9 protein-coding genes and 1 pseudogene are annotated in these 12190 nt (G+C 41.0%); 6 read left to right on the forward strand and 4 right to left on the reverse strand.

The annotated features are described in order from the left end of the window. Positions 1-199 precede the first annotated feature (199 nt). Positions 200-439 carry a hypothetical protein gene (locus PN497_RS11770; RefSeq protein WP_096570593.1) on the forward strand — a complete coding sequence of 80 codons (240 nt, stop codon included), beginning with the start codon at positions 200-202 and terminating at the stop codon, positions 437-439. A 266-nt stretch (positions 440-705) separates the two neighbouring features. Here the strand turns inward: PN497_RS11770 and PN497_RS11775 are convergent, their stop codons facing one another. From PN497_RS11775 to PN497_RS11785, 3 genes are all read right to left on the reverse strand, one after another. Continuing rightward, a complete protein-coding gene (locus tag PN497_RS11775; RefSeq protein ID WP_096570597.1) occupies positions 706-2772 on the reverse strand; it encodes an NAD(P)H-quinone oxidoreductase subunit 5 in 2067 nt (688 codons plus the stop codon). 726 nt (positions 2773-3498) lie between these two features. Continuing rightward, positions 3499-3885 (reverse strand): thioredoxin family protein, encoded by a 387-nt coding sequence (locus PN497_RS11780; RefSeq protein WP_096570599.1) that lies wholly within the window; start codon positions 3883-3885, stop codon positions 3499-3501. A gap of 321 nt (positions 3886-4206) precedes the next feature. Further along, positions 4207-4923 (reverse strand): NnrU family protein, encoded by a 717-nt coding sequence (locus PN497_RS11785; RefSeq protein WP_272110217.1) that lies wholly within the window; start codon positions 4921-4923, stop codon positions 4207-4209. Positions 4924-5321: 398 nt separating this feature from the next. Here PN497_RS11785 and PN497_RS11790 point away from each other — a divergent pair, with 398 nt between their 5' ends. The 4 genes and pseudogenes from PN497_RS11790 to PN497_RS11805 form a co-directional block, all read left to right on the forward strand. Further along, entirely contained in the window at positions 5322-6341 is a 1020-nt protein-coding gene (locus PN497_RS11790; protein ID WP_096570603.1) for a LysR family transcriptional regulator, read from the forward strand. 92 nt (positions 6342-6433) lie between these two features. After that, positions 6434-7873, forward strand: a complete 1440-nt coding sequence (locus PN497_RS11795) for a serine/threonine-protein kinase (RefSeq protein WP_096570605.1) — start codon at positions 6434-6436, stop codon at positions 7871-7873. Positions 7874-7919: 46 nt separating this feature from the next. Then, positions 7920-9353 (forward strand): ABC transporter substrate-binding protein, encoded by a 1434-nt coding sequence (locus PN497_RS11800; protein WP_272110214.1) that lies wholly within the window; start codon positions 7920-7922, stop codon positions 9351-9353. 24 nt (positions 9354-9377) lie between these two features. Further along, a pseudogene (locus PN497_RS11805) lies at positions 9378-10010 on the forward strand (PstS family phosphate ABC transporter substrate-binding protein); the annotation flags it as partial. 71 nt (positions 10011-10081) lie between these two features. Here PN497_RS11805 and PN497_RS11810 read toward each other — a convergent pair. Further along, positions 10082-10801 carry a Crp/Fnr family transcriptional regulator gene (locus PN497_RS11810; protein WP_096572776.1) on the reverse strand — a complete coding sequence of 240 codons (720 nt, stop codon included), beginning with the start codon at positions 10799-10801 and terminating at the stop codon, positions 10082-10084. Positions 10802-11112: 311 nt separating this feature from the next. Between PN497_RS11810 and PN497_RS11815 the strand changes: the two genes are divergently transcribed. Next, a complete protein-coding gene (locus PN497_RS11815) occupies positions 11113-11985 on the forward strand; it encodes a DALR anticodon-binding domain-containing protein (RefSeq protein ID WP_096570609.1) in 873 nt (290 codons plus the stop codon). Positions 11986-12190 lie beyond the last annotated feature (205 nt).

The raw sequence follows: 12190 nt of genomic DNA on the forward strand, positions 1-12190 counted from the left end.
CAAGGGTTTCAGGTGGAAAATCAGGAAATCAGTGCAGGATTTTTCAGGGGTATACTCCTAAAAGCGTGCATTTTCCGGGTGAAATTTCAAAGAATTGGTTACTAACAGATCACCCAAACTCTTGCCTATTCCCTATTCCCTGCCTTAACGAAGAGACTTTTTCAGCAAACCCTAAATAGTTAAATAAAGGAGCAAAAAAATGACTGCTACCCAGACCAAAACTCAAGAACCAATTAGTAATTTAGAATACGACTTTATCACAGTATTGCATAACAAAGCAGCAGCAGTGCAAGCTTACGAACGTTACATTCAAGATGCACAAGAAGCAAATTCTCAACCTTGTGTAGAACTATTCCAAAAATTGCGTCAGTCAGAAATTGACGGAGCGCACGAAATTCGTGAACATCTGCAACAAGTGATGGCAAAAGGAAAGATGTAATTTTGTAGGGTGCGTTAGATCCCATAGCAGTTAATGTACATTAACCCTATTGTTGCGAGCCTAACACACCCTAAAAACTAGATAGGAATCTGGATCAGGAGAAATATCAGTTAAGCGAAAAGTATCACTCACTTCTTTAATAAAATTCCTTCCTCTTCCCCTCTTCCCTTCGCGTTCTTCGCGTTCTTCGTGGTTCAATAACTTTGCGCCTTTGCGTCTTTGCGTGCAAAAAAAAACAGGGGCAGGAACACCCACCCCCATAAAAATTAAGTCACACCAAAAACGATCACCAAGCCCAGAACAGCCCCAAAAACAATTAAGGCATAGAACTGAACCCGACCGCTTTCCAGGTACTTCAAACCTTCACCACTAACAAGAGTAAAGAAACCAGTCAAATTAACCGCACCATCAACAACGCGGAAATCAACTTCCATCACTTGTCGAGCAACACGACGCAAACCAAGGACAAATACCTGATGATAAATATCGTCAAAATACCATTTATTCAACGATAACTCATACAGAGATTTGATCTTAGAAGCGATCGCACTGGGGTCAATTTTCCGAGCCAAATACATCAGCACGGCTAAAGTAATACCCACCACAGAAATAGCCACAGAACTACCCGCCATCACATAAAACTCATGGGGGTCAAATTCCGTAGCTTTTTCCATTACTTCAGCTAAGGTTTCATTAGGAGAGTAGATAAACTGCTCAAAATAATTAGCGTAGGGAGTACCCACCAAACCGATCAAAATAGAAGGAACAGCCAAAACCAACAGAGGTAGAGTCATTGTCCAAGGAGACTCATGAGGTGAACTGCTGTGGTGTCCGTGACCATGACTTTCTAACTCACCTTTTTTCATTGCTCCTGGTCCAAAATTAGGTTGTAATTCCAAACCTAACTTAGCAGCAGCAGCATCTTTGAGCATGGTTTTGATTTTCTCATCATTACCCCGGAATTTGCCTTCAAATGTCGAGAAATACATTCTAAACATATAAAAAGCAGTAATACCCGCTGTCACCCAACCAATAAACCATAACAGGGGGTTAGCAGCAAAAGCCGCACCGAGAATTTCATCCTTAGACCAGAAACCAGCAAAGGGAGGAATACCGGAAATTGCTAAACAACCAATAAAGAAAGTAAACCCGGTAGCGGGCATATATTTCCGCAGTCCACCCATTAAGCGCATATCTTGAGCCAGTACCGCATCATGGCCAACCACTGCTTCCATACCGTGAATAACTGAACCTGAACCCAAGAACAGCATCGCTTTAAAGTAAGCATGGGTCATCAGGTGGAATAAACCCGCACTGTAAGCGCCTACACCCATTGCCATCACCATGTAACCAAGTTGGGAAATGGTGGAGTAAGCGAGTCCTTTTTTGATGTCGTTTTGGGTAATAGCGATAGTCGCGCCCAAAAATGCTGTAAATGCCCCAGTGAAAGCGATCACGTTCATTGCTGCGGGGACGTGTTCAAATACTGGGTACATCCGCGCTATTAGGAATACACCAGCCGCCACCATTGTTGCTGCGTGGATCAGGGCGGAAATAGGTGTAGGACCTTCCATTGCGTCTGGTAGCCAGACATGGAGGGGGAACTGGGCAGACTTGGCAACTGGACCGAGGAAGACCAAAATGGCGAAGAGGATAGCCAGGAAATTGCTGATAGAACCAGATTCTACTAATTCACCCAGGCGATCGCCCATGATTGTAAAATCAAAGCTGCCTGTTGCCCAAAATAGACCCAAAATACCTAGCAGTAAACCAAAGTCACCAACGCGGTTAGTTACAAAAGCCTTTTGACAAGCATCCGCCGCCGCCTTGCGATCGTACCAAAAACCAACGAGGAGGTAGGAACACATCCCTACCAATTCCCAAAAGATATAAATTTGTACTAGGTTGGGACTAACCACCAACCCTAACATGGAAGAGCCGAATAAACTGAGATAGGCGTAAAACCGGACATAACCAGGGTCATGCGCCATGTAGCCATCAGTGTAAATCATCACCAAAAAGGCTACAGTTGTCACAACCACTAGCATCATAGCTGTGAGATTGTCAATTGTGTAGCCCATCGTCAAGTGAAAATTACCTGCTGCTGCCCATTCAAAGGTACGCAGATAAGGTGCATGACCTTGGTATTGACTCCACAGCAGAGCCATAGACAGCCCCATAGCTGCGCCCATCAGGGAGATAATAACCACAGCGTTTAGCTGTCGCAGGCGGTTTGTTACCTGATTTAACGAGATTAACCCTAGACCTACCAGCATTGCTCCTAATAGGGGTAATACTGGAATAATCCAGGCATACTGATAGATTACTTCCATCACTCACGCCTACTTTGAAAAGTATTGACAAATTAAGGACAATGCTGTAAGAATATTCTTCTTAGGCTAAATTGTCCAGGTCGGAACTCCTAATAATTGTAAGATAACGCCAATAGTCATTAAAAATATAGTCAAGTATTTACAGCTTTCAGAAGATTAGACCTGAAGCACAAGGTTTGCTGAAAAAGTCCTGTCCTGGAGACAGGGTACAGGAAACTCTTAACAGGGAACAGTTTTAGCTATCTGTTGGTAACAAATTTTTGGATTTCTTCAAGCCAAAATGCAGGGTTTTTTAGGTCTCAGCTTCAAAAATCTTGCATTTATTGAAAATTAAAATCGCTAAAACTCTTTTCCACTCCAGGTTTTACATTTATAGAACTTACGCAGAAACCAGGTTTCTTGACGATTGATGCGTAAGTCCAGATTTATTCAGCAAGCCCTAAATATATTCACTTTTTCCGAAAGAAAATATAAAAACCCTTATCAGATATTCTGAGAAGGGTTATTAATTTTGTTAAGTTTGTTAAGGATAATTTAATATTTGAATCATGGAAAAAATTGGGGATGAAGTAATGTTGATACAGGTAAGCTGGCGTTAACAATTGTCGTTGTGACAAGGTAGGAGGCAGGGCAAGAAGAAGCAGGGGGGCAGGGAGCAGGGAGCAGGGAGCAGGGGAAAATTATTTGTATTTTCCCAATCACCAATCACCAATCACCAATCACCAATTAAGCAGAGCGGCACTCTAAATCAGGCATGGTTGTTATACTCAAGGTGTTATGGTTAGTCATGCAACTGAGTTGAATTTCTTCCAGCGCTTGACGTAAATCATCTCTGCTGCGGAAACCCTCAAGGCGTTGTCTGATCACACCTTTTTCAATTAGTAGTAAAGTTGGTAGTGACTTGAGACGATAGGTGGTAGATAGCTTGAAATTTTGATCAGCGTTAACCGCTACAAGTTTAATTCCGTTGTCGCACTGAGCTTGAAATTGCAGCAACAATGGGTGAATGATGCGACACAAGCCACACCAAGGAGCCTCGAAATTAACTAACACAGGAATTGGAGATTCTAAAACTTCTTGAGTAAATGTCCGCTCACTGACCGACAACACCATGACGCCTCTTGATTTATAAGGTTTTTATATCAAAGTAACCACCACTGATGTGAGTTGGCAAGTCAGTATCATTAGGAGTTGCTGACAAAAAAGCCAGCGCGATCAAATTCACGGTAGCTTTTTTGATGTTCAACTTCTGATTGCCGTTTCCTCCCGAAGAAAGTCAAGCGACCAGCAAATCCCAATATTCAATCTCAAACCGACTGAGGAAACCCACACTGACAGTTGGTTTATTTCATCTTACATTGATTTAGTGGTATTTGATAAGCGGGAATTTTGATGAAATTAGTATTTTATGTTGATATTGGGGATCACTTAAAACTACCATGATATGCTACTGGTGGCTACGATTAATAGGGGATGAGACCACCAGAGTAAGGCTACAAAAATGGCAACTCCCAAGTAAGCTGGACGAATAAATTCTTGCCATTTCAGAGCTTGACGACCATCAAAAACTGCTTGAAAGGGAATAATTGAAGTGCGTTGTTTGACTACTTCAAAAGCTTCTCCATAGCGTTTGCTCAAACGGCGATCGCCATGCCAAACTCCAAATAAGTGATGTAGCACTAAACCCAAAGATGTAACAACAGTGAAGGTTGTACCTAGCCACAGAGTATGGGCAATACACCAAATAACTTGACCCACCATTTGCGGATGACGGGTGATACGAATAATACCTGTTTCATAAAGATGAACTTGGGGCTTTTGAATAGCCGCAATTTCTAGTAGATTGAAGGTAGCAGGATATAAAAATAAAAAGGAAATTGCTGATAGTACCCAAACTACTGGTTTCACACCCGGTATATCCTGTACTTGCCACAGTTGCCAACCATCATAACGGTGATTAAAAAAGTAAGTAATTAAGATCACTGCTAAGGGTAAACTAACTAATGCAAACAAAATGCGATACAACCTTGTCCCGATGTATTTTTCAGCCCAAGGACGCAAAGCAGCACCTCCGCTGTGGGCGATCGCAAAAACTAACTGTAACCCCAGCATCACAAGATGACTGCTGGTGAACCAAGGACTAGACATCATAGACACAACTCAATTTCCGATGAAAAATTCAAAATTGAAAATAAAAGCAGCTAATATTGGTAATTATCTTGACTAATAATCACTAGATGGTAAAAGCCAAGACAGTTGATTGCACCCTTAACAGTTTATACACAAGAGGATTTTTTGCAAGATGTTGTGTTAATTTCTTTTTCGGATCACGTTTTTAAATGTCATATTTAAATGTCATAGCAGTTTTCAGGATCATTAGGAGCAGTGTATATTTTGGAATCTTTGTCAAACAAGAGTTTTCCAAAGCTGACTACTGACTACTGACTGCTGACAGCTATTACAATGCCATAAATCATGCCTAGCCCAAAAGCTATAGACCTTGATTTATTTTTAAAGCTGCTCCTTCCCAAGTTTGTGGGTTAAGCCTTATGTCTGACCTTCCTTTCACTTTAGATCAGTTACGCATTCTCAAAGCGATCGCACAAGAAGGGAGCTTCAAACGCGCCGCTGATAGTCTTTACGTCTCTCAACCAGCAGTGAGTTTACAGGTGCAAAATCTGGAACGCCAACTGGATGTCCCCTTATTTGATCGGGGTGGAAGACGCGCTCAGTTAACCGAAGCTGGACATCTACTCCTCAGCTACGGTGAAAAAATTCTCAGTCTGTGTCAAGAAACTTGTCGCGCTATTGAGGATTTACAAAATCTCCAAGGTGGTACTCTAATTGTCGGTGCTTCTCAAACTACTGGTACTTATTTGTTACCGCGGATGATTGGGATGTTTCGTCAAAAATATCCCGATGTGGCGGTACAACTTCACGTCCACTCTACCCGTCGTACCGCTTGGAGTGTAGCTAACGGACAAGTTGATTTAGCTATCATCGGTGGTGAAATTCCCTCTGAACTAGCTGAATCTTTGGACATCGTTCCCTACGCAGAGGATGAACTGGCGCTGATTTTACCTACATTCCATCCCTTTGCCAAACTCGATACCATTCAAAAAGAAGACCTATATAAATTACAATTCATTGCTCTTGACTCCCAATCTACTATCCGCAAAGTCATTGATCAGGTACTAGCACGCTGTGATATTGATACCAGACGTTTTAAATTTGAAATGGAACTAAATTCCATTGAAGCAATTAAAAATGCTGTGCAATCAGGTTTGGGGGCGGCTTTTGTCTCTACTTCGGCGATCGCTAAAGAATTACAAATGGGTGTGCTACACTGTACACCTATTGAAGGTGTGGTTGTCAAACGGACTCTTTGGCTCATTGTCAATCCTAATCGCTATAGATCCAAAGCCGCAGAAGCCTTTAGTCAGGAAATTTTACCCCAGTTTGCTACCCCTGGATGGGATAGAGATGCGTTAAAATTATCACAAAAAAATCTGATGTTAAGTACATTAGAAATAGATACATCAACGTCTATTTCATCTGATCCAGAGTAAATTTTTTGTCAGTAGTCAGTAGTCAGTAGTCAAAAGTGTAGATAGCTAATGACTAATGACTAATGACTGGTGACTCATGACTAACAACTAACATGGAAGTTTACTGCACTCGTCCCAACTGCCCCAGGCCAATCAATCATTTCGCGGATTTAGATGATGTTACAACTTTAAAAACAACCCAGCAAAAATACTGCATTAGTTGTGGTATGCCACTACTTTTAGATGGTCGCTATGTACCTACTCAGTTACTGGGTAAGGGCGGTTTTGGTGCCGCTTTTTTGGCACGCGATCGCCGTATTCCGGGAATGCGCTCCTGTGTGGTTAAGCAATTCCAACCTGCTGGGAATTTAACACCTACTCAACTACAACTAGCACAACAACTCTTTGAAAGAGAAGCAGAAGTTTTAGCGCAAATAGGCAATGAACATGAGCAAATTCCTGACTTATTTGCTTTCTTCCCTGTCTCTGTCTCCAGTTTACCACCAGGAAAACAAGAGCAGTTTTTTTACCTCGTTCAAGAATATATTGATGGACAAAATCTAGAAGAAGAATTACTCCAAGAAGGGAAATTTTCAGAAATCGGAGTTACACAAATACTCACGGAAATTCTCCCAGTTCTCACTTTTATCCACGATAAAGGCATTATTCACAGAGATATTAAACCCTCTAATATTATGCGTCGTCGGGATGGTAAATTATTCTTGTTAGATTTTGGTGCTGTAAAACAAGTTGCTAATGTTCCTGGTGCTTCTACTGCTTCTACGGGAATCTATTCTCTGGGTTTTGCACCACCAGAACAAATGTCAGGAAATCAAGTATTTCCTTCTACAGATTTATACGCTTTAGCTGTAACTGTGATTACTTTATTAACAGGAAAGGAAGCTGGTACACTTTTTGATTCCTATACTAATCAGTGGAAATGGCGGACACAAGTTACTGTTAATGACAGACTAGCTGATATTTTAGACAAAATGCTGCTCCCTGCGGCTAGTCAACGCTTTCAGTCAGCAGCAGAAGTTTTACAAGCTCTTTCTCCACCTGCTCCTAGTGTAATTCCTACAGCTTCACCTCCACAAATACAAACACCTCCATCAGTACCACAGGGACAAAAAATACAACCACATCCATCAACCCAACCTCCAACACCAATACCACCACCACTAAAACCAATCCCACTACAACCAAAATTTGCTACTTGGGAATTATTAGCTGGGGCAGCTTTTAGCGGATTTCAAGGAGCATTAATAGCGATCGCCCTTTTCAGCTTACTCAAAAACCCGATCATCACTATGGCTATTTCTGTTGTGATTTTGAGTGGTTTAATTTTTGCTCAAACTCAACGCTGGTTGGAAAAATTTGACTTATTAATTATCCCGGCAATTACTTTGGCAATTATATTTTTTATCCCCTTTTTACATGGTGGTATTGTTATTCAGAATGTGGTTATTTTAGCATTTGCTTCAGCTTTAATAGCTATTGCGGTAACATCAATATTTCGTTTGATTTATAAATTAATATCTTCAATAATTTAAAGAATTTTCATTGAGAAAGTTTTGTTGTTTTTAAAAATAGCGAATTATGTTACAAAAAGAAGTTAAAGTATTACTATTATCCCTATTGGTGACAAGTGGACTAATTGGTATTGGTATATGGTTATTTTTACCAGGAATTTCCAACCTAACTGGTGTTAATACATCAGCAAATAATCAGGAAACAAACAACAATAATCAATCAGAAACATCAGTTAAAGAAAGGATTAGTTTTGGGGAAAAAATATTTAGCCCTGGAGAAGCTTCTCAACTTAAAGAAGATGGTGCTAAAGCAATAGCAGATAAAAATTATCAACAAGCGATCGCCAAATTTACAGAATCTCTAAAACTTAAACCCAACGATCCCGAAGCACTAATATATCTGAATAACGCCAGAATTGGATCTAGCCAAAACTCTACAAAAAACTATACAATTGTGGCAACAGTGCCATTAGGCAATAACTCCAATACTGGATTAGAAATTTTACGAGGTATCGCTCAAGCCCAAAATGAAATTAATACCAATGGCAAAATTAACGGAGCTTATTTAAAGGTAGGTATAGCTAACGATGACGATGATCCAGAAATATCTCAACAAATTGCTACCAACCTCGTCAAAAATCCAGAAGTATTAGGCGTAGTTTGCTGTAATACCAGCGATGCCACATTAACAGCAGGTACAGTTTATAATTCAGGAAAACTTGTTGCTATTTCTCCGATTAGCACTTCTGTAAAAATTACCAACTTTAGCCCCTACATTTTTAGAACAGTTCCCAGTGATTTTATAGCTGCTAGAACTTTAGCAAATTACATGGTGAAAAACTTACAAAAGAAAAAAGCAGCAGTTTTCTTTAATTCTCAAAGTGGTTATAGTCAGTCACTCAAATCAGAGTTTGTTTCTTCTATTTTATTGGAAGGTGGAGAAATATCTAAAGAATTTGATTTATCCAAAGCAGATTTTAGTGCTGCTTCCAGCCTCAAACAGGCAACTGAACAAGGGGCGCAAGTATTAATGTTAGCCGCTAACACGGGAATTTTAGATAAAGCATTGCAAGTAGTTCAGGTAAATCAAAAGCGTCTCACATTACTAGGAGGAGATGATGTGTATACACTAAAAACCTTAGAAATTGGTAGAGAACAAGCAGTAGGAATGGTATTAGCAGTTCCCTGGCATATTCAAGGTAATCCCAAATCGGAATTTCCCAAAACATCCCGAAAATTATGGGGTGCTGATGTGAGTTGGCGTACTGCCCTAGCCTATGATGCCACAAAAGCTTTTATTGCTGCCTTAGGAAAAGATCCCACCCGTTCTGGTATTCAAAAAACTCTTGTATCTCCTGGATTTTCTGCTACAGGTGCTGGTGGTGAAATTCGCTTTTTACCATCAGGAGATAGAAACACCTCAGTCCAACTTGTAAAAATAGTCCCTGGTAGTCGATCTCGTACTGGCTATGACTTTGAGCCAATATCACCAAGAAATTAAATCAAGAATTAAACCGCGCTCAACGCTCAACAACGTGGATTCAAACTCAATCAAATTCCTGTAGCGATTGATGGGTTAGCTGTAGCCGTAAACCCGAACCTAAATATCCCAGGATTGACAATAGACCAGCTAAAATCCATCTACACAGGCAAGATTAATAATTGGAATCAAGTGGGTGGACTAAATCTACCAATTAAGGCATTTACACGCCGTGTTAGTGATGGTGGCACCGTTGAACTTTTTGTCCAAGACATTTTGGGTGGTCAAGCTTTCAGTTCCCAAGTAGAGTTTGTCTTTACGACCACCCAAGCCTTAAAAAAGGTGGCTGATAGTCCTGGTGGCATCTATTACGCTTCTGCTCCAGAGGTTGTTCCTCAATGTTCCATTACACCCTTACCTTTGGGACGCACGGCTGGGGAATACATTCCTCCTTATCAAGAACCATTGATTCTCCCTAATCAATGTCCTGAAAAACGGAATCAATTGAACATTCAGGCTTTTCAATCAGGAAAATACCCGATTACCCGGAATCTGTTTGTAGTGGTTAAACAGAATGGTCAAACTGGGGAGCAAGTCGGCGTTGCTTATGCTAACTTACTGCTAACAGAGCAGGGACAGGAACTAATTACCCAAACTGGGTTTGTTAAAATCCGCTGACACCTGCTAGTCATCGCTTCTAAAATTTCCAGAACCAGATTAAACACTTCACTTGGCTTGGTGAAAGTGTTTTAGCTCGCTCTGTTAATTGACTCTGCTGGCAAGCAAATCAGATTATCCCCTTGGGTGAGGATGAGTCCACGTTGACGCAATTTACCCATCAAGCGAGTAACGGTGACGCGGGTAGAACCAATGGCGCTACCAATTTGGGCATGGGTGAGAGGGAAAGGTAGGCAATAGCCGCGAATAACATCGGGATCGGTTTCGCTCATTGCTGGTTCTCCATATTCCTCAATTAACAAGGTGAGGAAACCTAGCAGTCGGTCAATGGTACGTCGTTGTCCTAAAGCACTTAGCCACAATAGCTTGCGCTGATGTTGATATCTAAAGGCATCCATGACTTCACGACGGAAGTGAGGCCAGTTATCCAAATCATGCCAGTACATCCACAGCACCGCAGTTTGGTCAACGTGGGCGTAAGCTTGGAGTGTAAAGGGGGACTGAGCGACGATTTCAAATGGTTGTCCTGCGCCCACAAAACCCAAAAAGGCTTCTTCAGGGGTTCTGTTAATGCGTCGAGATGTTAGCTGGCTGGCAGTAGCACTTACTTGGGCTGTTCCTACCATGCGGATTGCACCTCTCTGCACTAAATACAGCAATCCGGGTCTGGCGGGAATGCGCTCATCTTTGCTGAAGGTGCGACAGCGGTAGTGTTCTTGCGCCCAGTCAAGAATTCGTTGCCAAGTTAAGAAAGGCCGTGATGCCTCGGAAAAAGAGGATTGAGATTGCATAGTTAACAAAGAGCGTTCGGCTAAAAACAAAGACTAAATAAAAAGGTGCAAGGAGTGTCTTTGTGTTAACAGGGTAGGCTGAACACCCAACAGCGTCAGCCATCCAAAGTGTAGAAAGCGAATTTTGCCCTCTACTCTTTTGTTATACTTCTTACTGTACAATGAGGGTAGTAAAGTTTACTAATCATTCATTGATTATTCACGAAATTTTATCCTACTCTCATTTTTCTTTACTTAGACTAAACTTCTATCTAAAGGTGGATGGAACAGGATAAAATCGTGATAACCGCAAAAGTTTGCTAAATAACTACGTGCAACATTGGCTACTATTTAAGAAGTATACCTCAATTAAACAAATAGTCTATATCCATTTAATAAATTTCCTCAGTGTTTATACCAAGGATGAGAAAATTCTATGGATAAAAAAGGGAAAACTGCCTCTATATCAAGGCACAGATGGTAAAAAAATTTTATATATTTCTAGTGTAGCTTTGCAACTTGCCTCATCTGATAATTCAAAAGTAACAGGTATTATCAGGGCGATTGCTGCTCATTTGGCAGCTTATGGTGAGCTTTTTCACGTTAAAGTTGTTCCTCCTGCTTTGATTCATATAGAACTGATTGATTCTACTTTGGCAGTTTGGTTACATAATCTAACAGTCGGTGAAACTAGCTTAGAAGGAATTGGAGGTGGGGGAGATGGGGAGACGGGAAGATGGCCAGATGGTGAGAATTACAACAATAAATTGTTTAAAATTCAATATGCCCATGCACGCTGCTGTTCATTATTGAGATTAGCTGATCGAGAGGGATTGATTCAACTGATAGATAATAGTACAGAAGTGCTAGGTTTGCTGTCTACCCAACCGATACCCTGGCTAGACTGTGATCAAAAATTGCGTCTTTATCAAGGGGATGAGGTGCGTCTGATGCACCTGTTGGTAAAAATGGTAGATGATTTGGTATTCCCTGATTCTAACACTTCAGTTAACTGGATGACAACTGCACTGAAATTGAGCGAAGCTTTTGAAAGTTTCTGGTGTAATTGTCGCATTTGGGGGGAAGTGAAAATTAATTCATTGGAGTTAGCTCAGGCTAGGTTAGGATTGCTGATTGTTACCCAGTTGGTTTTAAGGTCTGTATTAGAAAGTAAATTGGGAGTTTTTGCGCCTGTGGAGTTGTGATTGGGGACTGTTGACTGGGGAGCGTTGACTGGGGAGAATAAGATATTACTTCTTGCCTCATGACTCCTAACTCCGGTCTGGGCGAAGCATTCGAGCGAAGAATTATTAATTTTGATCACAGGTGATTTTCCTGTAAGGGCGAAGCATTCGAGCGAAGAATTATTAATTTTGATCACAGGTGATTTTCCTGTAAGGGCGAAGCCTG

It is taken from the genome of Sphaerospermopsis kisseleviana CS-549 (genome assembly GCF_028329225.1).
Lineage (GTDB): Bacteria > Cyanobacteriota > Cyanobacteriia > Cyanobacteriales > Nostocaceae > Sphaerospermopsis > Sphaerospermopsis kisseleviana.

What these genes read in the sequence shown, in the direction of transcription:
- PN497_RS11790 (WP_096570603.1), top strand. Translation starts at nt 5,322, where the DNA reads ATGTCTGACCTTCCTTTCACTTTAGATCAGTTACGCATTCTCAAAGCG.
- PN497_RS11780 (WP_096570599.1), bottom strand. Translation starts at nt 3,885, where the DNA reads ATGGTGTTGTCGGTCAGTGAGCGGACATTTACTCAAGAAGTTTTAGAA.
- PN497_RS11800 (WP_272110214.1), top strand. Translation starts at nt 7,920, where the DNA reads ATGTTACAAAAAGAAGTTAAAGTATTACTATTATCCCTATTGGTGACA.
- PN497_RS11775 (WP_096570597.1), bottom strand. Translation starts at nt 2,772, where the DNA reads ATGGAAGTAATCTATCAGTATGCCTGGATTATTCCAGTATTACCCCTA.
- PN497_RS11810 (WP_096572776.1), bottom strand. Translation starts at nt 10,801, where the DNA reads ATGCAATCTCAATCCTCTTTTTCCGAGGCATCACGGCCTTTCTTAACT.
- PN497_RS11795 (WP_096570605.1), top strand. Translation starts at nt 6,434, where the DNA reads ATGGAAGTTTACTGCACTCGTCCCAACTGCCCCAGGCCAATCAATCAT.
- PN497_RS11770 (WP_096570593.1), top strand. Translation starts at nt 200, where the DNA reads ATGACTGCTACCCAGACCAAAACTCAAGAACCAATTAGTAATTTAGAA.
- PN497_RS11785 (WP_272110217.1), bottom strand. Translation starts at nt 4,923, where the DNA reads ATGATGTCTAGTCCTTGGTTCACCAGCAGTCATCTTGTGATGCTGGGG.